The organism is Nitrospinota bacterium (assembly GCA_016208975.1).
Classification (GTDB): Bacteria; Nitrospinota_A; UBA7883; order UBA7883; family JACRLM01; genus JACQXA01.
This window is the reverse complement of record JACQXA010000004.1, coordinates 841,136-866,400: the sequence shown is the minus strand read 5'-3', so window position 1 is coordinate 866,400 and position 25,265 is coordinate 841,136. Positions and strand designations below refer to the sequence as shown.

The window sequence follows — 25,265 nt, the reverse complement described above, 5'->3', positions numbered from 1 at the left end:
ACATGAGGTTCAACCTGATATTCACCATTTGCCCGGCGGACAGGCAGGAGGAGATAGTGGAGGCCGCAAAGGCCGCCGGGGCCACCGGAGCCACCCTGCTTTCGGCCCGGGGTACGGGAGTAAAAGAGGCCAAAACCTTTTTCGGCCTCTCGCTGGACCGGCCGCAGGAAGCGGTAATAATGCTGGTGGAGCGCCACTTGTGCCCAAAGATCATGAAAGCCATTTATGATTCCGGCGACATGGTAAAACCGGGCAACGGCATATGTTTCACGTTGCCGGTAGACACGGTTATGGGGCTTGAAAGCCAGCTTTTGCTTTTGAGAAAGGAAACGGAGGAATACATTTAAGCCGCGTTTTTCAATCTCTGTTAAAATTCCCATAGAAAAGCGGCAAACACTTTTTCCAGGAGAATGGCGATGCCCGTAAGGGTAAAGGAAGTTATGAACCGGGAAGTGGTGACTGTGGACGCGGGCGCTTCCCTGCTTGAGGCTCTGGCTGTAATGGCGGAAAAATCCGTCAAGTCCCTGGTGGTCACCCCCAAGAGCGACAGCGATGCTTTCGGCATCCTCACCTTCACCGATATAGCGCGAAAGGTGATAGCCAACGACGAGCGGCTGGAGATGCTCAACGTGTTCGACATCATGACCAAGCCGTGCATCACCATCAGCGCGGAGCTGGATATACGCTTCGCCGCAAAGATGCTTACCGAGCTTAAAATCTCCCGCCTGATCGTCACCAACGGCTCCAGGCTTGAGGGGATAGTGTCGCTTACGGACCTGGTCAAGTCGCTCATGAAAAAACAAACCTGATTTCTGGCTGGAGACAATGGGAATGCTGACGAAAACCATAACCATAGAAGGTATGAGTTGCGGCCATTGCGCCGAATGGGTAACCGGCGCGCTAAAAGGCCTGGCCGGGGTGGAAAACGCACAGGTGAGCCTGGAGGCCAAGAATGCGGTGGTGGACCTGGACGAGACCAAGGTCACCGACGAGATGCTTTCCAACGCGGTGATTCAGGCCGGTTACACGGTTAAAGGGATATCGTAACCGTGCTCCGCGTTATCCTGGCCGCGTTTTTTCTGATATTAGCGGCGGTCATCCCCGCCGGGGCGGCGGACAATGGGAAAGACCCCTCGCTTGATGGGCTTAAGATCCTGATGGTGGTGGCCGACCCGGTGGACGCGGAGCTTGAAGGGCTTGGCTTTACATCGGAGTGGGTTCAATCAGCCGTAGAGGAGAAGTTGAAAACCGCCGGGTTGCATGTGGCCAGCGCTGAAGCCGGCATTCGTCTTGGGGCCGGCATAAAACTGAAGCGGCACGGGGCGCCATATCTCAACGTCACCGTGGACACGCCTTCACAGGGGGCGGAACATTCGTATCTGATCCACCTTGCCCTCCGGCAGGACGCCAAGCTGGTCAGGAACAGCGCCCTGATACGTTCCATACCCACCTGGGTTCTGGACATCCGCGTGAAAGCCGGTCAAACCGGTTTGGTTGAGGCGATGAAGGCCAGGACGCTGGAAGGGGTTGAAAAGTTCATATCCGCCTGGAAAAACTCAAACAAATAGGAGCGCTCATGAACAAGCATCAGAAATACGCGATGTGGGGCGGCATATTGGTGATTTTTCTTATGGGCGTTTTCCCCCCGTGGACCATCACCTGGGGCCCCGCCGGGGGGGTGCAAACCCCGGGCGGCTACGCCAGCGTCTTCTCGTCGCCGGACAGGCTATCGCAGGTCATCCTGGGCCCCATCGGGGTCAAGGTGAACGGCGCCAGCCAGCAGATAAGCGCCAGTTTTGGCGTGCGGCTGGACATGGAGAGGCTTTTTATGCAGTGGATAATGGTGGCGGTGGTGGCCTGGGGGCTGTACGTTTCCGCCAGGGAGAAAAGCTGACCCGGGTTTATTTTCACTTTCCACCGCCGGGCCGGGTATTGTTATAATTTAAGTTTTTGACGGATAAATGGCCCCGCGAGGAAAGATAATACTAGGCGTTACGGGCGGAGTGGCCGCGTACAAGGCGGCGGACATCGCCCGCAGGCTCATGGACACAGGTTATGAGCCCCAGGTGGTGATGACCGCCAACGCCGAAAAATTCGTGACGCCTCTTACCTTCGAGGCGGTAACGGGGCGCCCCGCGCTGTTGGCCCGCATGCCCCTGCCGGGGGAAGACCCCATGCCCCACATCAGCGCCCTGCGGGAAGCGGCGCTGGTCTTGGTGGCCCCCGCCACGGCGGACGTGATAGGCAAAATGGCCAACGGCATCGCCGACGACACTTTGACCACCATGCTATTGGCCGCCGGCAAACCGGTTATAGTGGCCCCCGCCATGAACACCCGGATGTACAATAACCCCGCCGTGCGGGAAAACATGGAAAAACTCAAATCCCGGGGCATAACCTTCGTTGGGCCCGGTAGCGGCCTGTTGGCCTGCGGCGACGAGGGGGAGGGCAAGCTGGCCCCGGTGGAGGAGATCGTCGCCGCCGTGGAGCGCGTCCTTGAAACCCGGCGCGACATGGAAGGGCTGAAAATCATAATCACCGCCGGCGGAACCCGGGAGCCGGTGGACGCGGTGCGCTTTATCGGCAACCGCTCGTCGGGCAAAATGGGGGTGGCGCTGGCCGAGGAGGCCTTTCAACGCGGGGCGGATGTAACGCTCATCGCCGCGGCGATGGAGGTGGAGCCGCCCGCCAGCGTGACCGTGGAGCGGGTGGAGTCGGCGGAGGAGCTTTATCATGCGCTGTCGGGGAAATTCGACGGGGCGGACATGCTTATAATGGCCGCGGCGGTGGGGGACTACCGTTCGGCGGGCCTCAACGGCGGCAAGGTGAAGAAGATGGAGAGCTGGAGCCTCACTTTAGAGCCCAACCGGGACATACTGTTTACGCTTTCCCGGCGCAAGACGGCGCAGTTTTTGGTGGGGTTCGCCGCCGAAACCGAAAACGCCGTCGAATACGGCAGGGAAAAACTGGAATACAAGAACCTGGACATGATAGTGATAAACGACGTGTCCAGGAAAGACATCGGGTTCGGATCGGACTATAACGAGGTGACGATGATCACCCGCTCCGGCGCCATGGAGAGCGTGGCGCGGTCGGAAAAACCAAAGGTGGCCCGCGCCATACTGGACCTGGCGGTGAAAGAGCGCAACGCCAGCGGGCGCGGCAAATGAGCCAGGCCGGGCAAACCCATGCCACCCTGGCGCGGTTGAGGGCTTTAAGGCTGGAGCTTGAAACCCTGCGCCTGCACGGGCACCGGGAGGTGTTGGGGGCCTTGCCCTCCAACTGGATGGAAATTTTACGCGGGCCGGAGAAAACCCGGGAGCCGCGGGATGTGGAGTTGCCGTTGCCGTCAAAAACAGTTAGCGCAAAACCGGCCAGCCGGGAAGAAGCTTTGGAAAACCTCCGGGCGGAGGTGGTGGTTTGCGCAAAATGCCCGCTGGGGAACTTGCGGACGCAGGCGGTTTTCGGCGTGGGCAACCCATATGCGCGGCTGATGTTCGTGGGGGAGGCGCCCGGGGCCGATGAGGACCGGCTGGGGGAGCCTTTCGTGGGCCGGGCCGGCCAGCTTCTTACCGACATGATTGGCGCCATGGGCCTGAAAAGGGCCGACGTGTACATAGCCAATGTCCTAAAATGCCGCCCTCCCGGCAACCGGACGCCGGCGCCGGAAGAGGTGGAGCATTGCGAGCCTTATCTGCTCCGTCAGATAGACATAATAAAGCCCGAGATAATCTGCGCCCTGGGCGCGGTGGCCGCCACCACGCTGTTGAAAACCGGCACGCCCATTTCGCGCATGCGGGGCAAAATCCACGATTACCATGGCGTGCCCCTTGTGCCCACTTACCATCCGGCGTATCTTCTGCGCAATCCCGCCGCCAAAAAAGATACGTGGGAGGATCTGAAGGTGGTGATGAAACAACTTAATCTGCCTGTTCCGCCTAAGAAGGGTTGAAATGTCCGAAACTCCCGGTAGTACTCCTGAAAAGCCCGCGCCACAGCCTGAGAATAAAACTGTGACCCCTCCACCCATCCCGGCCAGGGAGCGCAGGAGAGACACGCTCAGGGTGTTGACCATGACCGGCTCCATCCTTGTGATATTGGCCGTGGCCGCGGCGGCGGGGGTGGGGTATTACTATTCCAAGCTTTTCGGCGAAGACCTGCCGGACATAAAGGCCATCAAACAGTTCAACCCCAGTTTCGCCACCCGGGTTTATGACGACAAGGGGGATATCGTAGCCGATTTCTACACCGAAAAAAGGATGTACACCCCCCTGGGCAAAATACCGCGCCTGCTTATGCAGGCCACCATCGCCGTGGAAGACGCCAAGTTTTACGAGCATCACGGGATAAATTTCGAGGGCATCGCCCGCGCCATGTTCGAGAACCTCAAGGCGGGCAAGGTGGTGCAGGGGGGCAGTTCCATCACCCAGCAGGTGGCCAAGGTGCTTCTGCTTTCCCCCGAGCGCACCTTCGACAGGAAGATAAAAGAGGCCCTGCTTTCAATCGAGATAGAGCGGAACTATTCCAAGGACGAGATACTGGAGATTTACCTCAACCAGGTGTATTACGGCCATGGGGCTTACGGGGTCGCCGCGGCGGCGGAGACATATTTCGGCAAGGAGCTTTCCGCCCTCACGCTGGGAGAGATAGCCATGATAGCCAGCCTGCCCAAGGCGCCCTCCAGTTATTCTCCCTATAACAACATGGAGAAAGCCCGGGCGCGCCGGGGGCATGTGCTGAACCGCCTGCTGGCTATAAACGCCATCACTCCGGACCAGGCGGAACGGGCCGGCATGGAAGTCATCAAGCTTTCCGGCCACAAAAAACCGGCCAACCGCGCCCCGTGGTTCGCCGAGCACCTGAGGCGGTACCTGGAAAAACAATATGGCGCCACCCGGCTTTACCGGGGCGGGTTGAAGGTGAACACCACCCTGGACGTAAAGCTCCAGCAACACGCCGACGCGGCGGTGACGGCGGGGCTGGAGGAACTGGACAAGCGGCTGGGCTATCGCGGCCCGCTGGCGAACATAAAACTGGACGCGGGCCACAAGCCGGACTGGGCCACGCTAAATCCCAAAGACGACCCCCGGCAGACAGAAGCGGCTTTTTATAAGCCGGGGCGGAAACTGAAAGGCGTAGTCCTGTATGTGGACAAAACCCAGGCCCGCATAGGTTTTGAGGACGCCAAGGGGCTCATAACCGTTGAAAACCTGGGATGGGCCCACAAGCCCAAACCGGGGTCGGACCTGATGTGGGCGCCATTGGTGGAAGACCCCCGCAAAGTTTTGAAACGGGGCGACGTGGTGGAAGTAAAGATCCTGGACAAGCCGGGCAAGGACGGGGTTTACCCCTTGATGCTGGACCAGACTCCCGAGGTACAGGCGGCCCTGCTGGCCATAGACCCCCGGACCGGCGGTATAAAGGCCATGGTGGGCGGGTACGACGCGGAGACCAGCAAGTTCAACAGGGCGGTGCAGGCCATGCGCCAGCCCGGCTCGGCCTTCAAACCGGTAATATACACCGCCGCGCTGGATAACGGGTTCACCCCCGCCACCATCGTGATGGACTCTCCCGTGTCCTTCGACATGGCGCTCACCGGAATGAAGGAGTGGACGCCGACGAACTTCGAGGAAAAATATTTCGGCCCCACCCGGATCCGCGAGGCGGTCACCTTCTCCCGCAACGTGGTGACGGTGAAGGTGCTGAGCAAAATAGGGGTGAGGACGGCGGTGGATTACGCCCGGCGGTTCGGCATAACAAGCCCGCTGGATCCCACGTTTTCGCTGGGGCTTGGCGCCTCCACGGTGACGGTGGAGGAGATGACCGGGGCCTTCGCCACCCTGGCCAACGGCGGCGCGCGGATGAACCAGTATTATGTAAAAAGCGTGGCCGATAACGACGGGGCCATTCTGGAAAACAACGAGCCTTCGGGCGAGCAGGTGATTTCGCCGGAAGTGGCCTACCTTATGACCAGCGTCATGGAAAGCGTGGTTCAGGAAGGCACGGCGGAAACAGTTTCCGGACTGGGCCGCCACATCGCCGGGAAAACCGGCACCACCAACAACTTCGTGGACGCGTGGTTCATCGGTTTCACTCCGGACCTGGTTTGCGCCGTGTGGGTGGGAAGGGACGACAACAAACCCATAGGACACAAGGAAACCGGCGCCCGGGCGGCCATACCCATCTGGATGCGGTTCATGAAAGAGGCGTTAAAGAACCGCATCGCCACGGAATTCGTGCCGCCGGACGATATCATTTTCGTGAGGGTAGATAAAAAAACCGGCCTTCTTACCGACTCCACCGGTGAAGACAGCCTGATGGAAGCTTTTATCAAAGGCACCCAGCCCACGGAATACACCGGCGCGATGGAAGGGGACTGGATGGAGAAATTTAACGAGTCGCTGACATCCGCACCAGCGGGCCAGTCCACGGCCCCCGCGGCCCAATCGGCGCCACCCGCTCCCGCCGGTAGCCCCAAGCCATAGCTACTACCGTCCACTGCCAACAATTGACGGCCTGATTCTGCAAATCATCCGCCGCCCCGTGGTCGCTCTATAACGCCCGTGGCCGCCCTTTAAACGCTTCACCGTGGTCGCTGACCACGGTACTCCGTTGATGTGAGAAGACCGGGGTCGGGCGACTCCGGGGAAGCCATAGCGCCCCACCGTCCACAGTTAACAATTGACGGCCTCTGATTCTGCAAATCTCCGCCCCCGCCCCGTGGTCGCCCTCTAAACGCTTCACCGTGGTCGCTGACCACGGCACTCCGTGATGTGAGAAGACCGGGGTCGCCCGACCCCGGGGAAGCAATAGCGCCCCACCGTCCACTGTCAAAAAATTGACGACCCGATTCAGCGCCTGCTCTATAAAAATAAGTGTATATATTTCTGTTTATTCCGCTACAATATTAAGCGCTTAGATTAACATCCAAAACAATTCCGACAGGTATGCGCAGTTTAAAAATCATAACCGGTTCAGTTTTTATCCTTGTCCTTGTCTTGTTCTCCGCCCAGTTCGTCATGAGGGACATAATAGGTGTCTCCTATGGCGTTTCGGGCAAGATGAGGGACAGCTTCTGGAAAAACCGGGAATCGGTGGAGCTTAACAGCCCGAAAGATAAAGCGCCCATCCAGCTACCCGGCCCGATGGATTCATGGGGTGACGGCGTTCAAAGCGAGATAAGGATTCAGCCGCCCTTCAGGGAAGACACCACGCTGGTATTGCATATTCTGGACGCGCATAACGATCATCCCCCAAAGCTGGAGATTTACGCGGGGGGAGAGCTGTTCACCCAGGTTTTCATAAAGAAGGGTTCCGGCAAGTCCAGCTGGAACGTGTCCGGGCTGGTATATGACGAGGTTGTTCAAATTCCAGCCAGGAGGCTGGAAGATCCATCCAACCCGATAGTGATAAAAAACGCCCAGGGTTCCTGGGTGGCGCTGGACGGGATATCGCTGAACGCCACATCCCCCATGTGGAAACGCTGGTTAATCTTTATCGGTTGGCCGTTCGCCCTTGCGGCGTTCTTTTTAATGGCGAGGCGCGGGTTTAAAGCCGCAAGCGATGAGGCCCGTGAGAAAATCCTTACCCCGGCGTTGTACGCCGCCTTCACCCTTTCGGGGGTGAGCGCCATTATCTATCAAGTGGCGTGGCAGAGGATGCTGGGGCTGTTCAGCGGGTCGGACAGCGTCTCCAGCGCAATAATCGTGGGCGCGTTCCTTTTGGGGCTGGGGATAGGCGCCCTGGCAGGGGGCAGGCTGGCCGACAGTCTGATGAACAAAACGGCTTTCATACTGTTCGCCCTTTGCGAGGTGTCCATAGGCGTATTCTCGTATTTCTCCAAAAGCTTTCTTTACGATTTCCTTTTCGGGCAAGTGGTGTCCGAGGTGGACTCTTACGTCCTGATTTTCGCCATGGCTTTCGCCGGACTGTTGATCCCCACGTTCCTGATGGGCATGTCTTTACCCCTGCTCTCCAAGGCCATGGTCAGGGAGATTGGCAAGGCTCCGGCGAGGATCGGCTGGCTGTATGGAGTCAACACCATTGGCGCGGGGATCGGGGCCATGCTGGCCGGGTGGAAGCTGGTGGGGGCCTATGGTTACGAAGGGGCCATTATCGTGGCTGTGGGGCTGAATTTTCTGGTGGCCGCCGGGGCCATGGCGCTGGCGGCGGTGGGGCTGGTTCCGGAGCGGAGAAGCGGACTGGAAGCTTCCACTTCGGGGATGGAGAGTGGCGCCCGGGATTCCACAAAGGTGTTCCGGCGCTGGGCGTTTTTATTTTTCGTGTCCGGTTTTATAGCCATATCGCTGGAGCTGGTGTGGTTCCGCGTTATAGGCGCGCTGTTCCATTCATCGCCTTACACCTTTTCGCTGGTGCTGGCTTTCTTTCTTGTGGCCGACGGGCTGGGCATCATAGCCAGCTCTTATGTGGCGCCACGGCTTAAGAACCCAGGCGCGTTCTTCACGGTGGTCATAGGGCTGGCGGCGTTTTACGCCGTGGCCTCGCTGGGCGCGCTTTATTATGTGTATGGAATCCATCAGGCGCAGGTATGGCTCAGCGAACACACCTTCTTGAAACACGGGTATGAAAACGTGTGGGTGATGTTCGGTTTTACCTTCGCCCTTACGGCCCTGCCCGGGTTTTTGCTGGGGTTCTCCTTCCCCATCGTCCAGAAAGCCGTGCATGACGACCTGGCCCTGATAGGCCGCCGGGTGGGGGCCTTGCAATGGATAAACATCCTTGGCAACACCGCCGGAAGCCTGGTGACAGGCCTGCTGATATTCATGGTTGGCGGGATTACCCTTTCCCTTACAGTGGTATGCGTCCTGAGCGTCATGCTTTTGGCCGAAGGCTTCTTTGCGCGCGCCGGGCAGGTGGAAGCCAAACCCATGCGGTGGCGGTGGGGGCTGGCGGCGGCGCTGGCCATGGGCGCCATCATGTTCCCCAGCCTGGAATCTTTCTGGTCTGTCATTCATACGGGTAACAAGGGAAAATGCCTTGTAAACGCGGACCACACCGGCATGACCGCCCTTTGCGAGGATGAAAACGCCGCTCCCGGCGTGCTGGTCCTTTCGAATGGCGGCAAGGTGCAGGGATACCTTCCCTTCTCCGCGTTCCATGTTTACAACAGCATTTTCGGCCCGATGTTGCATCCGGCGCCCAAGAAGATATTGCTCATCGGCGTAGGCTCCGGCGGGCAGGCCTATACCCTGGGGTTACACGGGGCCACCGAGAGCATCCACGCCGTGGAGATAGTGGCGCCGGTTTACAAGACGCTAAAACGCCATTTGAACGAGGCTGGCGACCCTCTATTGGCCAAACTGTTCGGCGACAGCCGCTACAAGTTCACTGTGGGGGACGGCAGGAAAGCCCTCTACACCTCCCACGAGAAGTACGACATAATCCAGACCGACGCCATCACCCCTTACGAGGCCAACAGCGGGCTTCTTTACTCGCTGGAGTATTTCCAGCAGACCCGCCGCGCCCTGGCCCCGGGCGGGTTCGTTATCCAATGGATACCCACGGAGCGGGCGGCCATGACGTTCCTCCGGGCGTTTCCTTACGTCACGAGGGTGGGGGACATAATGATCGGCGCCGAACAGCCCGTTCCCGTGGACAAGGAAGCCATGGCCGCCACGCTGGGCGCCCCGGAAACGCAAGCCTATTTTGAAGGGGCCAATTTGAACCTGGAGGGTATCAAAAACCTGCTGTTAAAATCCCCGGTGGTGTATTTCACTCCCGAAGACAGGGTTGAATCCGACGACATAAACAGGGACCTTGACCCGAGGGATGAATATTTTCTCAATAGGCCGTCCATGAACTCCATGGTTTTGTTCACCATGGCGTCCAGATAGCGTTTTAAACCGCCTGTCGGGGTGGTTGGTTGGCAGGCCCCCACCATGAAAATCAGAGGAGCTGTGGTCGGGCCGGGCTGTTGCCCAATTAGTTTAGCGCCGTTTCAGCGATGTCGTCCCGGGCGTAGCGCAGGCGGAGACCCGGGATCAGGGCCTTTTTTCAAATACATATAAGGTCGTGGCCCCGGCTCGCGCTTCGCTTGGCCGGGGTGACATTGCGGGAAACGGTTTGGGCAACAGCCCGGGGCGACCACGGGGAAGCAACGTGTCACCCCGAGCTTGTCGAGGGGTGGATGGCTGGTCATGGTTCGCCGGACTCACCATGGCAATAATGTGTGCCACCTTCCTTGAATATTTCTCGCTTCACCGGGGCGCCTCAAGATCGCCTCACCGGGTCGCCTCAAGATCGCTTCACCGGGGTCGCTGACCCCGGTCTTCTCCACTCCGCTCAGGGATCCGTGGTCGGGCGACCACGGGGAAGCAACGTGTCACCCCGAGCTTGTCGAGGAGGGGTATATCCAACTCGCCAAAGAACCGTGGTCGGGCGGCCACGGGGAAGCTGGATTTTAGTAAATCTATTTAGCCGGGATCCTTCACCTGCGGCCCAGTCTGTTTTTCTCCCCCTGCCCGAGGGGGAGTGTCGCCAGAGGCGACGAGGGGGTGGGAGCGGGAAGCGAACCGTTAGGGTCTCATACTGCAACCGCGGGAACCGCCCCGGCGTAAGGCTTTGCCTTCGCCACCCCGCCTTGCCAAGGCGGGGAACAGGGATCCGAGGTCGGGCGACCTCGGGGGAGCGTCCAAAGAGCGGCCTCGGGGAAGCTGGCAGTTCCCGTATATATCTGTTTGAAATACCAAGACATGCCCTTTGCGCCGCATGCCCCCCGCCGCGCCCATGCGCATAAATTTTAATGGATTTTTAAGGCGATAGCGTATATTATCAGTAGTTTCTTTTTGCTGTTGGGGCGTCGTCAAGCGGTAAGACACGGGTCTTTGGATCCCGGATTCGGAGGTTCGAATCCTCCCGCCCCAGCCATGGCTCGCGCCGGTGGCGGGTTTCTGGCGGGCAAAAAACGGCGCCGGTTGGATTGGTTTGGCTCTTAGGTTGGTGGGGCTATATAAACATGAGTGACTCTGGTAACGGCAGGCTTGCGCTGATAAGCGGCAGATCCAATCCCCAGTTGGCGATGGAGATCGCCGGTTCCATAGGCGCCCCGCTTTGCGAGCGGGAGGTGACGAATTTCTCCGACGGGGAAATTTTCGTGCAGATAAAAGAGAACGTGCGCGGCGCGGACGTTTTCGTTATCCAGTCCACCTCCACCAACGTAAACGACAACCTGATGGAGCTCCTTATAATGATAGACGCGCTCCGGCGCGCCTCGGCCAAGCGGATAACCGCCGTTCTGCCATATTTCGGGTACGCCCGGCAGGACAGGAAAGTGCAGTCCCGCACGCCGATAACGGCCAAGCTGGTGGCCGACCTTGTGACCGCCGCCGGGACAGACCGTGTGCTTACCATGGACCTCCACGCCGGGCAGATACAGGGTTTCTTCGGCCTGCCGGTGGACCATCTTTACGCGGCGCCCATCCTTACCGATTACGTCAAAAAGAAACGGCCGGAAAACCTGGTGGTTTTCTCGCCGGACGCCGGTGGCGTGGAACGGGCGCGGGCCTTCGCCAAATCGCTGGGGGCCGGGCTTGGCATAATAGACAAACGCCGGGAGGCCAAGAACGTGGCCCAGGTGATGCACATAATAGGCGACGTGAAGGGCAAAGACGTGCTTGTGGTGGACGACATGGTGGACACCGCCGGGACGTTGACCGAGGCCACGGCGGCGCTGTTGGGCGCCGGGGCGAGGTCGGTTTCGGCCTGTTGCACACATCCGGTGCTTTCCGGCCCCGCCAAAGACCGCATAATGAAATCCAACCTCACCGAGCTTATAGCCACTAATACCATAGCGTTAAGCCAGGACATGCTGGATTGCGGCAAGATAACGGTGCTTTCGGTGGGCAAGCTTTTGGGCGAGGCCATATTGAGGATACACCAGGAGAGTTCGGTGAGCTCTCTGTTCGAATACTAGTTTATAGCATCAAGGAAGGAAGATACTTGTCATGAGTGAGAACGACGTTTTATCCGGGTCCGTGCGCCAGGCCGGCAGGAAAGGCCCGGCCAGGAGATTGAGGAGCGAAGGGCTGGTGCCCGGCGTGGTATATGGCATGGGCGAGAATGTGTCCGTGTCCGCCTCCGCCAAGCAACTGTTGAAAATACTGGAGGCCACCGGCGGCTCGCACCACATAATCACCACCCAGTTCGATGGCGACACCAAGAAGCGCCACGTTATGGTGAAGAAGCTGGACGTGCATCCTGTGACCGACCAGCTCATCCACGTGGACCTGCTGGAGATAGACCTTAACAAGCCCGTCCGCGTGAAGGTGGACCTGGAGTTCGCCGGGCCCGCCAAAGGCGTGAAGGAAAAGGGCGGCGAGCTGAAGATAAGCCTGGGCAAGATATCGGTGGAGTGTATGCCCACGCAGATGCCCGACCTGGTCACCGTTTCCATCGTTGACCTGGACCTGGGCCAGACCCTGAGGGTGAAAGACCTGCCCGCCATAGCCAACGCGAAGGTATTGGAAGACCCGGAAGCCGCCGTTGTGGCCGTTGTGGCCGTGAAGGCTACGCCCGCCGAGGAGGCCGCCGCCGCGACAGCCGCCGCCGCGCCAGCCGCCGGGGCCGCTCCGGCCGCCGCCGCCAAGCCTGCCGCCGGGGCCGCCAAACCCGCTGGTGGCGGGAAAGGCGCTGGCGGGAAGTAATCCCGCCAGTGGGTTTTTCTTTATAGCCATATATAGACGTGAAGTTCATCGCCGGGCTTGGGAATCCAGGCCCGGACTATGAAAAAACCCGGCACAACGCCGGTTTCATGGCTGTAGACCATCTCATGCGCCGGCATGGCCTGTCTGGCGGGAAGGTGAAGAACGGAACGTTCACCCTTTCCGCCGAAATCCACGGCCAGCCGGTCATCATAATAAAACCCCTCTCGTACATGAACCTGTCCGGCCATCCCATCCGGGCGGTACTGGAGTTTTACAAGGCCACCATCGGCGACCTGCTGGTGGTCCATGACGATATAGACCTTGTCCTGGGGGATGTGCGTTACAAAACCGGCGGCGGCCATGGCGGCCACAACGGCCTGAAATCCATCATGGCGCAGTTCGGCTCGCCGGATTTCCACAGGCTCCGCATCGGCGTGAACCGCCCGCCAGCGGGTAAAACCGCCTCCGACCATGTGCTGGATCCGTTCGAAAAAGGGGAAAAATCCATTGTTGAGGAATCGTTGGGAAAAGCCGTGAATCTACTGGAGGAGAGGTTTTTGGTTTAGAATTCAACTAATAGCCGGTTCGCCCTGGCCCAAGCCGGTAATAAAATTTATCTGGAGGGAACATGGAACCGCTGGTATGGCTTGCTCCTGTTTTCGGCGTCGGCGGCCTTTTGGTGGCGCTCTGGCTTTACGCGTCCATCGTAAGGCATCCCGACGGTAACGACAAGATGCGGGAAATCGCCGATATGATCCATACCGGCGCCATGGTATTTCTGAAACGGGAATACACCATCCTCTCCGGTTTTATCGTTATTGTTTTCATCCTCCTCTCCATATTCATCTCCGTTAAAACCGCCTCGGCTTTCGTGGTGGGCGGGCTGTTTTCCATGGCCGCCGGGTTCATAGGCATGATGGGCGCCACAAGGGCCAACGTGCGCACCTCTGCCGCGGCCAACGAAAAGGGTGTCACCGCCGCGTTGCAGATGGCCTTCTCCGGCGGGGCCATAATGGGCATCACCGTGGCCAGCCTGGGGCTTATAGGGGTGGCGGCGTTTTACTTCCTTTACGTCAAAATGGGGGGAGGCCCGGCCGGAGCGGTGGACGTGGCGGGGTTCTCCATGGGCGCCTCGTCCATAGCCCTGTTCGCCCGCGTGGGCGGCGGCATATACACCAAATCCGCCGATGTGGGTAGCGACCTGGTGGGGAAAGTGGAAGCGGGCATTCCCGAGGACGATCCGCGCAACCCCGGCGTTATTGCCGACAACGTGGGGGACTGCGTGGGGGATGTGGCCGGGCTGGGGGCGGACATCTACGAGTCTTACGTGGGCTCCCTAGTGGCCGCCATCACCATAGGCGCTGTGATGGGCAATATGCAGTCGGAATACATGACCCTTCCGATACTGGTGGCCATGATAGGGCTTGTGGCGTCGGTGATAGGCATAGCGTCCATGAAGATGATGACGAACCTCAACCCGGCGGAAGTCTTAAGATACACCCCCGTGGTTGCGGCGGCGATAATGCTGGGCGGCTCCTGGTTCGTGGTAGGGAATCTGGGAGTTGGTACGGGGCAATGGTTGGCCCTTCTATTCGGTTGCGTGGCGGGCATAGCCATAGGGTTTCTTACGGAATATTACACGGGCATTTATGGCCCGGTTAAAAAACTGGCCAGCTCCTCCACCACCGGCGCGGCCACGGTTATCATCAACGGGTTCGCGCTGGCGCTGGAGTCCGTCGCCCTGCCGGTGATGGTCATCTGCGCGGCCACATATTTTTCGAACATGTACGGCGGGCTTTACGGCGTGTCGCTGGCGGCGGTGGGCATGCTGGCCACGGTGGGCATAACCATGAGCGTGGACGCTTACGGCCCCATAGCCGACAACGCCGGGGGCATTTCCGAAATGGCAGAGCTTGGGCCCGAGACAAGGAAGATAACCGACAGCCTGGACGCGCTTGGCAACACCACGGCGGCCATCGGCAAAGGATTTGCCATCGGCTCGGCGGCGCTTACGGCGCTGGCGTTCTTCTCCGCCTACACCGCCACGGTGAAGCTTGAGAGCATAAACATCATCAACGCCAACGTGGTGGTGGGCCTGTTCATCGGTGGGGTGGTGCCATTCCTGATAGCCGCGTTCACCATGACCTCGGTGGGCAAGGCGGCCATGAAAATGGTGGAGGAGATACGGCGGCAGTTCCACGAGATCCCCGGCCTTATGGAGGGGAAAGCCAAGCCCGACCCCGCCCGGTGCGTGGACATAGCCACCACCGCCGCGCTGAGGGAGATGATACTGCCCGGCATGGTGGCGGTTATCGTGCCGCTGGTCACCGGAGCCCTTCTGGGGCCCGAGGGATTGGGCGGAATGCTGGCCGGGGCCACGGTGACAGGAGTGTTAATGGCCCTTCTGATGGCAAACGGCGGCGGCGCGTGGGACAACGCCAAGAAATATATCGAGTCCGGCGCTTACGGCGGAAAAGGCTCCGACGCTCACAAGGCGGCGGTGGTTGGCGACACCGTGGGAGACCCCTTCAAAGACACCTCCGGCCCGGCCATGAACATACTCATAAAGCTTATGTCCATCATATCGCTGGTTATCGCGCCGTTGTTGATTTAACCGGCGCGGGGGCGGTGGAAAATTCCGCTGGCGGGCGCGTGGCCTCGCCGGAGAATCGCGAGAGGTTACGCCTTTATACTAATGCGGGAACTGCCGGAGGCCCCGTTATTGATCTGTCTGCCGTTGGCTATGAAGCCGTTGGTGGCGGATTGGGCCATTGAAGCGAAAGATTTTAGCGATTTTGCCGGCATTACGTTGGAAATACCCGCTACCGAGGTCATAGTCATTCTCCTTGCGCAGTAAACTTGTGTTCAAACCTTGCGTATTTATCGGCCCCTGCGGAAAAATGCATTAGGGGTTTTTTCACTGTGGCGGAGTTGGCGGCAGGACAAAGTATAATCTAGCCTATGGCCGCAACCCCTATAAATCTAAACTCGCCGGTCCAATACCTCAAAGGCGTTGGCCCCCGCCGGGCGGAGCTTTTAAAAAAACTGGGTATGGAGACCGTTAGAGACCTCCTCTTCTATTTCCCCCAGCGTTATGAAGACAGGGCCAATATAAAAACCATCTCCCAGATTGTCGTGGATGAGCTGGCCACGGTGCGCGGCGTGGTGAAATCGGCGGCGGCCACCCAAATGGCGCGGTCACGCAAGAAGGTGTTCGAGGTGGCCTTCGCGGACAAGACCGGGGTTCTGCGGGGGACGTGGTTCAAGTTCCCGGAGCAGGCGTATGTAAAAAGGTTCGCCATAGGCTCCGAATGGATAATCTCCGGCAAGGTTACGCTGAACCGGTTCCGGGGAAGCAAGGTGATGGTCCATCCGGACACCGAAGAGCTGGACGCGGACAATGGAGAAACCGGAGGCGCCAATTCGCTTAACCTGGGGAGGATAACGCCGGTTTACGGGCTAACCGAGGGATTCTCGCAAAAGGCGCTGAGGCAGGTGATGAACGCCGCCATGGATTACGTGGAGGCGCTGGAGGATTTCGTGCCCGGGGAGTTGAACGTAAAGTACCGCATCCCTCCTTTCGTGGAAAGCGTGAAGTTCACCCACTGGCCGCCCAACGGGGTGAGCGTGCAGGATCTGTCGGAATTCAAGACCCGGCACCAGAAAAAGCTCATCTTCAACGAGTTTTTCCTCATGCAGGCGGGGCTGGCGTTGAAGCGCGGAACCGTGAGGAAAGCGGTACCCGAATGCGCCATGCGGGTGGACGTGGAGCTATTACAAAAGATATACGCCTTGCTTCCGTTCCCCCTCACTGGCGCCCAGAGCAGGGTGTTGGAGGAGATAGCCAAAGACCTGGCTGGGGACAAACCAATGAACCGTCTTCTGCAGGGGGACGTGGGCTCTGGAAAAACCGCCGTGGCGCTGGCCTGCGCCCTGATGACTGCGCGTAACCGGCGGCAGACGGCCATCATGGCCCCCACCGAAATTTTGGCCAGCCAGCATTACCGGAACATGACCAGGCTACTCTCGGACACCAAGGTGAAAATAGAGCTTGTGACCTCCGGCTCCGAGGGGAAACAGCGGGCGCTGGAACGGATAGCCTCGGGGGAGAGCCACATTGTGGTGGGCACCCAGGCGTTGATACAGGAAGGGGTTGCTTTTCACAACCTGGGGCTGGCCGTCATAGACGAGCAACACCGGTTCGGCGTGCGTCAGCGGGCGGAGCTTATCAAGCGCGGTATCCACACCCACACCCTTATAATGACCGCCACGCCCATCCCCCGCACCCTGGCCATGACCCTGTATGGCGACCTGGACGTGTCGGTGATAGACGAGATGCCCCCGGGGCGGGCGGGCATAACCACCCGGATATTCGATCCGTCCGTTCGCAGGGCCGCGCTGGAGCTTATTCGCGCCGAAGTGAAAAAGGGGAGACAGGCGTATATCATCTACCCGCTGGTGGAGGAGAGCGAGAAGCTGGAGCTGAAAGCGGCCACGGCCATGTTTGAAAGCCTGAGCGAGGAAGACCTGGCGGGCCTTAGGCTGGGCCTAACCCATGGCCGGATGAAAAGCGCCGAGAAGGACGAGGTGATGGGCAGGTTCGCCCGGGGGGAGATAGACGCGCTGGTCTCCACCACGGTCATAGAGGTGGGCATAGACAATCCCAACGCGACCGTGATGATGATAGAGCACGCCGACCGGTTCGGGTTAAGCCAGCTTCACCAGTTGCGGGGCCGCGTGGGGCGCGGGGCGCATCAATCCCACTGCCTGTTGATGGCCGAGTGTCACCGGGGCGCGCCGGGATGGGACAGGCTGAAGGTTATGGAAAAACACCTGGACGGGTTCAAGATAGCCGAGGAGGATTTGGCGCGGAGGGGCGCCGGGGATTTTTTCGGCGTCAAACAGTCGGGCCTGCCTGAATTCAAGATAGGGGACATCGTGCGGGACCACGCCATTCTGGCCGAGGCCCGCAGGGCCGCGTTCCACATAGTGGAGGAGGACCCTCACCTTTCCAAACCCGAAAACCGGAAACTATCCGGGGCGCTAAAGGAAAGCTGGAAAGACCGGTTTGAACTGGGGGATATCGGTTGAGGGTGTAACTACGCCTCCCCTTTTGTTCAACCGGCTGGATGGCTTTTGCCGGTTTGGAAACCGGTTGTTTCGCAATTTTATTAATACCGGGAGAGCGCGTAACCGGCCGCTCCTCCAGCCGCCGCGCCTACCACCACTCCGCTTAAAGGGGTTCCCAATAAAACTATGGTGGCCGCTCCCACGCCTGCGCCTATGGCGATATATTTTTGATCCTGGCGGGTAGTGGCGCATGAACTGGTCAATAACGCCACTATGACCAGCGCTATGAATCCGGTGGTTTTCATGGTTCCACATCCTATTCGCTCTTTTTTTCATGTTAGCACGGGCAGTATAAATTTTGCAGTCCAGGCGCGAGGGGAGAGGGCGCTATGTTGGCGAGATGTTTGACGCGGGGCGTCAATTTTCAAACCCGTAAATTTGTCACCGCCTGGAAGCGTCAACTTTATGGATGTAAAAGATGGAGGCGGACAAATGTCTTCAGCTTCGCACAACACATTGTTTTTCAGATAATCGCTGGGAGCTTTTCAGGCGCCTTCAAATAAGCCGGAAAGCTGGATAATGGCGAAAGAGTGTTGGCATCACAGTTGCAATTGAACTCTCCAAACAATTAAAAATTGTTTGGAGGCTTTAAAAATGGAAATGGGAAAAAGACCGGTCCTTGTGTTCGCCAGCTGGCTTCGCCTTTTCGAGGCGCACATGGACACAGATTATGACATGGAGATAATCAACCCCATGTATCACGAGATGGTATTGTACAGGAAGATGTACGACGCGGGTTTGTCTCCAAGCAAAGCGGCCCGGGCGCTGATGGAAGAGAGTGATTGTTCCGTGCTGGTTCCGGCCATGTAGTTTGAAGACGCAACCCAGGCTCCCATCGCCGTTCCATGGAACGGAAGGACACTTATTTTCTATCCGTCCGCTTATCTAAAAAACCTCCTGCCCCGGTCCCGTTCTGAATGTATAATTTCGTCCTGTTATGGATGAAACGGAACTGAAACGGAAAATTTGCGACTCCTTCAACGCCGTGGCGGAAGGGTACGACAACCCGGCCCTGCGTTTTTTCCAGAAAAGCGCCCAACTGCTTCCGGGATATTTAAGCCTGAAAGGGGACGAAAGCGTTCTGGACGTGGCCACGGGCACAGGCCACGCCGCCATGGCGCTGGCCGGGGCGTTGCCCCGCGGGCGGGTTACGGGGATAGATTTTTCACAGGGGATGCTGGAGCGGGCAAGGGCTAAAATCGCCGGGGAAAGCATATCCAATATCTATCTCATCCCCATGGACATGCAGTACATAGACCTGCCAAACGAAAGTTTTGACGCGGCGGTTTTTTCCTTCAGCATTTTCTTCGTGGAAGACATGGAGCGGCAGTTGCGCCATGTGATGGAAAAAGTAAAGCCTGGCGGCAAGATATTGTTCACCAGTTTCCAGAAATCTTCTTTTTCGCCCATCGCGGAAATGTTTTTTGACCGGGTGAAAAAATATGGGGTGGAAACGCCCCAGTCGTGGCAGAAACTGGCCACGGCGGAAGAGTGTGAAACCCTGATGGCAAAAGCCGGGCTGGGCTCCATAAACGTTGGCGCCAATAACGTGGGCTATCATCTCACCGGCGCTGGCCAATGGTGGGACCTGGTGTGGAACGCCGGGTTCCGCCGTTTTGTAAACGCTATTCCCCCTGAACGTCTGGGAAATTTCCGGCGGGAGCATATGGAGGAAGTGGAGTCCCTCAAAAGCGCCGAGGGGATATGGCTTGCGGTCAACGCGCTATACGCTGTGGGCCGGAAGATTTAAGCTGGCGTAGCCGGTATTGAGACGCTGTTATAAACAGTGGGAAATTGGGTAGTGTCTCAGTTTGAAAGTACAGGGGAGATTCTTCACTTACGCTCAGAATGACAATATAAAAGCCGTTGATAACATTGTCATCCTGAGCGAAGCGCAAGCGAAATGAAGGATCTGTCTTTTATTTGAGATTCAAACTGAGACACCACCAGCAATTGGGAGCGGTTGATTATTTTGACCACTCTTCCCTTTGTATCCCGGCTTCTTTTAGGATGGCTATCAAAGTTCCCTTTGGCAGGTCTTTTTTATGGAACGGAACTACCGCCCGGCGTTTGTTTTGTTGATGATAATAAACCCGGTGACTCCCGGTGGCGTGATCGAAAACGAACCCGTTTCTTTCAAGAATTCTGATTACTTCCTTTGAAGTTAAAGCAGGGGATTTAGGCATAATGCACGATCAACTGGCTTTCAAAAGTGCCAGCGTCGTCCACAATGGCCTCACCGTGCTTTTCCATGCTTTGAAGATACGCCTTAATGGCGTCGTCGGCCATCACACGAGCTTCCTCCAGGGATTCACCGTAAGTAACGCACCCAGGCAAGCCTGGAACGGTAACGGTGAAGCCGCCTTCGGGCTCCGGCTTGAGAATGATCCGGTAACTTAGGTCCTTCATTTTTCCCAAACCAAAGGATTGTTCAAAGATTCTCCAAGCTTACGTGAAAATATTACAACCGGTTTGCCCCGGGAGACAATCAATTTTATAATGAGCCAAATCACGCCCCGGCAAGCTCGGGGTGACATTTTTCCAAATCTTGTCCGGGAACCAGCGCCTCCGCCTCTATTTCCCCATCCATCCCTCATGTGGGATAAAATGATGAATTAATGTTCACGCAAGCCTGGCATTAAGGGCCTGGCTCAACCTGATGGAGTGATTTTGTTGAAAGCCGAAAATAATTTCGTTAAAGAAACCTTGCCCAACGGCCTCAGGGTTATAACCGTCCCCATGCCGTCGGCCCGGTCTGTCACGGTGATGATGCTGGTGGCGGCGGGCTCCCGCTACGAGGAGAAAAAGCATAACGGCCTGAGCCATTTCATGGAACACATGTTCTTCAAGGGCGCCAAACGCTATCCGGACGCCATGGCAGTGGCCTCGGCCATAGACGGCGTTGGCGGCGCCTTCAACGCCTTCACCGGCGAGGAGCGGGTGGGCTATTTCGTGAAACTGTCCGCCGGGAAAATGCGGATAGCTTACGACGTGCTGTCGGACATGCTGTTGAACTCCAAGTTCGACGAAAAAGAGATAGACCGGGAGCGGGGCGTGATCATCGAGGAGATCCGCATGTACAATGACGATCCCATGAGCCGCGCCCAGATGGATTTTAAAGAGCATTTCTATGGCGACCAGCCTTTGGGTTGGGACATAGCGGGGCCGGAAGAAGTTATCCAGCGGGTGAGGCGGGAGGACTTCCTGGGTTATCGCGACCATTTCTACACCGCCGGAAATTGCGTGCTGGTGGTGGCCGGTGGCATTACCCATGAAGAGAACCTGAAACTTGCCAGCGAGTTTTTCACCTTCGGCGCCGGTGGCGTAAAGCCTGTGTCAGCGCCGTTCAAACCCATAGCGCCTCCCACCCGCAGTTTCCTTCGCAAAAAAGAGATCGAACAGGCGCACATAGTTATGGGCTTTCCCATTCCAGGCGACGACCATGAAGACCAGCCCGCGTTAAAGCTTGTAAACAACTCGCTGGGTGGAACCATGTCCTCCAGGCTGTTCCACCAGATAAGGGAGCGGCGCGGGCTGGCCTATTACATCCGTTCCGGCAGGCACGCCTATACCGACACCGGGGCATTGAAAATATCCACCGGCGTAAACCTCAAGAAAGCCGAAGAGGCCATCGCCTGCATAATGGACGAGGTTCGAAAACTTTCCGCCGAGGGGATAACGCAAGACGAGCTTTCCCGCGCCAAGGAGAACATAAACGGCAGGAGCGACCTTTCGCTGGAAGATTCCATGAGCGTAGCCTCGCTATACGCCACCCACGAAACCCTGCACCGCAAGGTGAAGACGCCGGAGGAATACGCCGCGGAGATAGAGGCGGTCACGCTGGAGATGGCCAACGAAGCGGTTGCCCGTTATTTCGACACCTCCAGGATAAAGCTGACCATCCTTGGGCCGTTCGAAAGCGTGGAGCCTTTTGACCGGGCGCTGGGCCAGTAAAACATCATGCGCCGCGTGCTTTTCGTGTGTTCCGGCAACCTGTGCCGCTCCCCTTTCGCCGAATATCTTTTGCAGAAGGCGGCGGCGGAAAGAGGGTTGAAAAACATATTTGCCGAATCCGCCGGAACCATGGCGCTGGAGGGTAATCCAGCCGCCTCCAAAGCTGTGGCGGAGGCAAAACTGTGGGAGCTGGACTTGCGCCACCACCGCGCGCGGCTCCTCACCCGGAACATGATAGAGGACGCGGAGCTGGTTGCGGTGATGGAAAAACACCATTACTACTCGGCCCTGGCGCTGGCTCCGGGCGAGTCCGAAAAAATAATCCTGCTCGGCGAGCTTTTGCCGGACAGGGAAAGCCCGGAGATAGAAGACCCCTACGGGCAGGGGGACGAGTATTTCATCTCTGTGTTCACAGACATAGCCCGGGCGGTGGAAAAACTGTTAGAAAGGCTGGAGGAGTACCGCTAGCCTATCTGCCAGACAGATGCCCGTAAGGAGGCAGGGTGGCCAGCCGCGTGTCTTCCACCGCTGTTCCCACGGTGAAATGATACAGGCTTTGAAAGGTCTGGTCTTTCAGCCCCAGCATGTCGTGAAATGCGTCGTCGAAATAACAGCCCAGCCCCGCGCCACGCAGGCCCATGGTTTCGGCTTCAAGATAGAGAGCCTGGCCGATAGCCCCCGCTTCCCAGAACAGGCGGCGATACCACCAGGCGCCCTCGTTCAGGCAAAGGCCCATTTCCGATAACATTCCCACCGCGAAAGCCCCGTCGGAGGCTATCTGCTGGTGGCAGGCCAACATGCGGGCGGCCCGCTGGCCGTCGGCGGTGGTCAGGTGGAACAGCGGCAGGTGAGGGGGGATGTCCTCCGGCATGGTCCACACAAATTCCGGCCGCATGGCGGCCCGGAGACGGGCGTATGCCCCATCCCTGCGAAGAAAGATATATAACCCCGGTTTCAACCCTTCGATGCGATGCGCGAAAATGGCCAGATGTATCCTGGGCTCCCAGGGAAAAGCATCCATGGGTGGCACACCGGACCTGGGCAGGGCCACATCCAGCATCCTGTAAAAACTTTCCTGTGGCATGGTGGTTTCCGCGTCGAACGCCTGGGCGCTTCTTCTGCGTTTTATCACATGGGCGGCGTGTTCGTCGCAAAAGGTGGGGACAGGCTCCACCCGGGTGGGGATAGACCATGGCGTCTCCACGGTGGCGGGTTTTACGGCGGCGCTGGCAACGCCCTCGATAATTGGCCACTGATGGGCGTGGGTGGCTGAAAGCACGTTGGCGGCCCCATGCCATGCGCCGGTCCGCGCTGTTTCGGCGGCTTGCCGGGCGGATTCCGCCCCGAAAGACGCCGAGCCGTCTTTTATGGCGTCTATAAGAATCAGGAAGCCTGGATGTTCCATTTCCACATTTTTAAAATCATCGGCCCGGTTCAAACCCAGAAGGGTCTCTAAATCGGCGTCAGAAACATCGGGGATTATGGAGGCGCGCCAGCCCAGCGTGGCGGCGGCGTAGCGGACAGCGGCGGCGGCGTGGCCAAGGTCCAGCTGGCTGTAGCGGTAACCCCGCTCCCCATATTTCCACGCCTCCCGCCAATGGATAGAGGAAACGCCGATTAAAAACGCGCCTGAGGGTATCATGGGGAACCCGCCAGCGGGAGACACCCTCAACTCCAGTTGATGGTTGTAACAGTCATAGTGAAACACGCCGGAAGGGATTCCACCCGTGCCGTTGGATACCAGGTACGCCTCGGTGGGATGCAGGTTGCCGCTGGAGGGGTTGCACCGCAAAGCCCAGCGGGCTTCGCCATATTCTTTCCAGGCCGAAAGGCCCAGGGAAAGCTCGAATAGCCCGCCCATGGTATTTAAATTAATGGGGGCCGGTTTTACCGCTCCGGGTTGATGGATTTCCTGCCAGGTGGCCTCCAACTCGTCCGAGGTCAAGGGCAGGGGGGTGACAGGGGCTCCGGTGAAAGACCTGTAAGGATTAGGCTGGGTGTCCCAATCCAGATAACCGGGCCCTTCGGCGTACCGGTCTATCCGGTGTTTGGTCCGTTCGTGATAGTTTTTGACTTCCATCATGCCAGAACAATCCCCTTCAATACAGTTTAACCGGAAGCCACATCCAGAATCATCATAAGAGTAAAACCCGCCACGAACCCCATGGTGGCCTGATCCGCATTACCGCCTTGCTGGGACTCGGGTATCACCTCCTCGGCCACCACATAAATCATCGCCCCGGCGGCGAACGCCAGGGCGTATGGAAGGAAAGGGAGGGAGAGGAAGAACACGGCGGCCCCCGTCACCGCGGCCAAAGGCTCCACCATGCCGGATAACTGGCCGTACCAGAAACTTCTCGATGGCGAAAGGCCTTCTCGTCTCAACGGGATGGAAACGGCCGCTCCCTCGGGCAGGTTCTGTATGCCGATGCCGAAAGCCAGCGCCACGGCCCCGGCGAAACTGGCCTCTGGCAAACCGTGGGCCGCCGCGCCGAACGCCACCCCCACGGCCAATCCTTCAGGTATGTTGTGAAGCGTTATGGAAAGGGTTAAAAGAGTGGCCCGGCGCCATTTGGTTTTCACCCCTTCCGAGGATTCCATGGGCAGGCCCAGGTGCAGATGGGGCAGGAACCGGTCCACCATGTTCAAAAACCCGGCGCCCAGCACAAATCCCGTGGCCGCGGGGAACCACGCGGGAACCGGCCAGTCGTGAGCCATCCGTATGGCAGGGGCGAGCAGAGACCAGAAACAGGCCGCCACCATTATCCCCCCGGCGAACCCGAGCATCACGTCCAGCGTTTTCCTGGACGGTTCCCGATGCAGGAACACCGAAGCCGCCCCCAGCGCCGTTAACCCCCATGTGAACATGGAGGCCGCCAGCGCCTGTATGGCCGGATGGGCGGAGACCAGGTAACCGGTCATCGGGCCGTCAATCCTTCAGGGCGTTCTGGATGTCCCGTTCGTGCTCTTCTTCTTGTATCAGGATGTCCTCCAGCGCCCGGCGCAGGCCATATAGCCTCAACTCCTCCGCCTCGGCTATCCTTTGCAGGTAGCTTTCTATGGCGAACCGTTCCCCTTTCAGGTCTTGCTTGAGCATCTCAAAACTGTTGGGGGAGGTTTCTATTTTCTCCACGGCTACCGTGGGTGTTCCACCAAGGTAATCAATCTGCGTGGCGATGGAAATGGCGTGTTGGGACTCCTCCTGGGCGTGGATCAGAAGCTCTTTCTGGACAGAAACATACTTGGCCCCGGACAATACCGCCGCGTGCTGGATATATTGGATCATGGCGGCGTATTCCCATTCCAGGTCTTTGTTGAGCTTGGCGATGAACTCTTCTTTGGTGATGGGCATGACGGTTCTCCCCCTTTATATTGTTTGGACAGGCCGTTCCACCAGCCAGGTGTAAATTATACGCCGCATATGGTTATAAAAGAAACGGTGGGATAATATATTGGTGACCGGGGCAAGCGCCCTGTTCATTAATAATTTGTTTCGCCGCTTGATAGCCGGGAGGGAAC

25 protein-coding genes and 1 tRNA gene are annotated in these 25,265 nt (G+C 58.3%); 19 read left to right on the top strand and 7 right to left on the bottom strand.

The window, feature by feature from the left end; translation table 11 throughout:
- The first annotated feature begins 2 nt into the window (after window positions 1-2).
- The 14 genes from HY751_07785 to HY751_07720 all read left to right on the top strand — a co-directional run bounded on the left by HY751_07785 (window position 3) and on the right by HY751_07720 (window position 15,276).
- Window positions 3-347: a P-II family nitrogen regulator gene (locus HY751_07785; GenBank protein ID MBI4666292.1), complete on the top strand. Its 345-nt coding sequence runs from the start codon at window positions 3-5 to the stop codon at window positions 345-347.
- A gap of 69 nt (window positions 348-416) precedes the next feature.
- Window positions 417-809: a CBS domain-containing protein gene (locus tag HY751_07780; protein MBI4666291.1), complete on the top strand. Its 393-nt coding sequence runs from the start codon at window positions 417-419 to the stop codon at window positions 807-809.
- 22 nt (window positions 810-831) lie between these two features.
- Window positions 832-1,047, top strand: coding sequence for a heavy-metal-associated domain-containing protein (locus HY751_07775; protein MBI4666290.1), 216 nt, complete (start codon window positions 832-834; stop codon window positions 1,045-1,047).
- Between the two features lie 2 nt (window positions 1,048-1,049).
- Window positions 1,050-1,568: a hypothetical protein gene (locus HY751_07770; protein ID MBI4666289.1), complete on the top strand. Its 519-nt coding sequence runs from the start codon at window positions 1,050-1,052 to the stop codon at window positions 1,566-1,568.
- A gap of 8 nt (window positions 1,569-1,576) precedes the next feature.
- Window positions 1,577-1,894, top strand: coding sequence for a hypothetical protein (locus HY751_07765; GenBank protein ID MBI4666288.1), 318 nt, complete (start codon window positions 1,577-1,579; stop codon window positions 1,892-1,894).
- A 67-nt stretch (window positions 1,895-1,961) separates the two neighbouring features.
- On the top strand, window positions 1,962-3,170 hold the full coding sequence (gene coaBC / locus HY751_07760; protein MBI4666287.1) for a bifunctional phosphopantothenoylcysteine decarboxylase/phosphopantothenate--cysteine ligase CoaBC: 1,209 nt from the start codon (window positions 1,962-1,964) through the stop codon (window positions 3,168-3,170).
- Window positions 3,167-3,952, top strand: a complete 786-nt coding sequence (locus HY751_07755) for a uracil-DNA glycosylase (GenBank protein ID MBI4666286.1) — start codon at window positions 3,167-3,169, stop codon at window positions 3,950-3,952. The genes coaBC and HY751_07755 overlap by 4 nt, the downstream gene beginning before the upstream one ends.
- A 1-nt stretch (window position 3,953) precedes the next feature.
- On the top strand, window positions 3,954-6,485 hold the full coding sequence (locus tag HY751_07750) for a PBP1A family penicillin-binding protein (GenBank protein ID MBI4666285.1): 2,532 nt from the start codon (window positions 3,954-3,956) through the stop codon (window positions 6,483-6,485).
- Between the two features lie 462 nt (window positions 6,486-6,947).
- Complete coding sequence (locus tag HY751_07745) at window positions 6,948-9,854, top strand: fused MFS/spermidine synthase (GenBank protein ID MBI4666284.1); 2,907 nt, start codon at window positions 6,948-6,950, stop codon at window positions 9,852-9,854.
- A 958-nt stretch (window positions 9,855-10,812) separates the two neighbouring features.
- Window positions 10,813-10,887: transfer RNA gene (locus HY751_07740), tRNA-Gln, on the top strand.
- 88 nt (window positions 10,888-10,975) lie between these two features.
- The gene (locus HY751_07735; protein ID MBI4666283.1) at window positions 10,976-11,932 is read left to right on the top strand and encodes a ribose-phosphate pyrophosphokinase; all 957 of its coding nucleotides are present in this window, start codon (window positions 10,976-10,978) and stop codon (window positions 11,930-11,932) included.
- Between the two features lie 31 nt (window positions 11,933-11,963).
- On the top strand, window positions 11,964-12,662 hold the full coding sequence (locus tag HY751_07730; GenBank protein MBI4666282.1) for a 50S ribosomal protein L25: 699 nt from the start codon (window positions 11,964-11,966) through the stop codon (window positions 12,660-12,662).
- A 38-nt stretch (window positions 12,663-12,700) separates the two neighbouring features.
- Window positions 12,701-13,228 carry an aminoacyl-tRNA hydrolase gene (locus HY751_07725; protein MBI4666281.1) on the top strand — a complete coding sequence of 176 codons (528 nt, stop codon included), beginning with the start codon at window positions 12,701-12,703 and terminating at the stop codon, window positions 13,226-13,228.
- 62 nt (window positions 13,229-13,290) lie between these two features.
- Window positions 13,291-15,276 (top strand): sodium-translocating pyrophosphatase, encoded by a 1,986-nt coding sequence (locus HY751_07720; protein ID MBI4666280.1) that lies wholly within the window; start codon window positions 13,291-13,293, stop codon window positions 15,274-15,276.
- 65 nt (window positions 15,277-15,341) lie between these two features.
- On the opposite strand, the gene HY751_07715 is transcribed toward HY751_07720, so the two are convergent.
- Window positions 15,342-15,497, bottom strand: a complete 156-nt coding sequence (locus HY751_07715; protein ID MBI4666279.1) for a hypothetical protein — start codon at window positions 15,495-15,497, stop codon at window positions 15,342-15,344.
- Window positions 15,498-15,623: 126 nt separating this feature from the next.
- Between HY751_07715 and recG the strand changes: the two genes are divergently transcribed.
- Entirely contained in the window at window positions 15,624-17,753 is a 2,130-nt protein-coding gene (recG, locus tag HY751_07710) for an ATP-dependent DNA helicase RecG (GenBank protein ID MBI4666278.1), read from the top strand.
- Window positions 17,754-17,833: 80 nt separating this feature from the next.
- Here recG and HY751_07705 read toward each other — a convergent pair whose 3' ends face one another.
- Window positions 17,834-18,037, bottom strand: a complete 204-nt coding sequence (locus tag HY751_07705) for a hypothetical protein (GenBank protein ID MBI4666277.1) — start codon at window positions 18,035-18,037, stop codon at window positions 17,834-17,836.
- Window positions 18,038-18,386: 349 nt separating this feature from the next.
- Here HY751_07705 and HY751_07700 point away from each other — a divergent pair, with 349 nt between their 5' ends.
- Together HY751_07700 and HY751_07695 are read left to right on the top strand one after the other, a co-directional pair.
- Window positions 18,387-18,602, top strand: coding sequence for a hypothetical protein (locus HY751_07700; protein MBI4666276.1), 216 nt, complete (start codon window positions 18,387-18,389; stop codon window positions 18,600-18,602).
- A gap of 127 nt (window positions 18,603-18,729) precedes the next feature.
- Window positions 18,730-19,542 carry a methyltransferase domain-containing protein gene (locus HY751_07695; GenBank protein MBI4666275.1) on the top strand — a complete coding sequence of 271 codons (813 nt, stop codon included), beginning with the start codon at window positions 18,730-18,732 and terminating at the stop codon, window positions 19,540-19,542.
- A gap of 217 nt (window positions 19,543-19,759) precedes the next feature.
- Here the strand turns inward: HY751_07695 and HY751_07690 are convergent, their stop codons facing one another.
- Complete coding sequence (locus tag HY751_07690; GenBank protein ID MBI4666274.1) at window positions 19,760-19,978, bottom strand: type II toxin-antitoxin system HicA family toxin; 219 nt, start codon at window positions 19,976-19,978, stop codon at window positions 19,760-19,762.
- Complete coding sequence (locus tag HY751_07685) at window positions 19,971-20,201, bottom strand: type II toxin-antitoxin system HicB family antitoxin (GenBank protein MBI4666273.1); 231 nt, start codon at window positions 20,199-20,201, stop codon at window positions 19,971-19,973. Before HY751_07685 ends, HY751_07690 begins: the two co-directional genes overlap by 8 nt.
- A gap of 264 nt (window positions 20,202-20,465) precedes the next feature.
- Between HY751_07685 and HY751_07680 the strand changes: the two genes are divergently transcribed.
- Both HY751_07680 and HY751_07675 read left to right on the top strand, forming a co-directional pair.
- Complete coding sequence (locus tag HY751_07680; GenBank protein MBI4666272.1) at window positions 20,466-21,746, top strand: insulinase family protein; 1,281 nt, start codon at window positions 20,466-20,468, stop codon at window positions 21,744-21,746.
- A 6-nt stretch (window positions 21,747-21,752) separates the two neighbouring features.
- The gene (locus HY751_07675) at window positions 21,753-22,214 is read left to right on the top strand and encodes a low molecular weight phosphotyrosine protein phosphatase (protein MBI4666271.1); all 462 of its coding nucleotides are present in this window, start codon (window positions 21,753-21,755) and stop codon (window positions 22,212-22,214) included.
- 1 nt (window position 22,215) lies between these two features.
- Here HY751_07675 and HY751_07670 read toward each other — a convergent pair whose 3' ends face one another.
- Genes HY751_07670 through HY751_07660 form a run of 3 tightly spaced genes read right to left on the bottom strand, consistent with a single transcriptional unit; the run spans window position 22,216 to window position 25,098 of the window.
- Complete coding sequence (locus HY751_07670) at window positions 22,216-23,829, bottom strand: SagB/ThcOx family dehydrogenase (protein MBI4666270.1); 1,614 nt, start codon at window positions 23,827-23,829, stop codon at window positions 22,216-22,218.
- A gap of 26 nt (window positions 23,830-23,855) precedes the next feature.
- Window positions 23,856-24,668 (bottom strand): ZIP family metal transporter, encoded by an 813-nt coding sequence (locus HY751_07665; protein ID MBI4666269.1) that lies wholly within the window; start codon window positions 24,666-24,668, stop codon window positions 23,856-23,858.
- Between the two features lie 7 nt (window positions 24,669-24,675).
- On the bottom strand, window positions 24,676-25,098 hold the full coding sequence (locus tag HY751_07660) for a ferritin-like domain-containing protein (protein MBI4666268.1): 423 nt from the start codon (window positions 25,096-25,098) through the stop codon (window positions 24,676-24,678).
- Window positions 25,099-25,265: the final 167 nt, after the last annotated feature.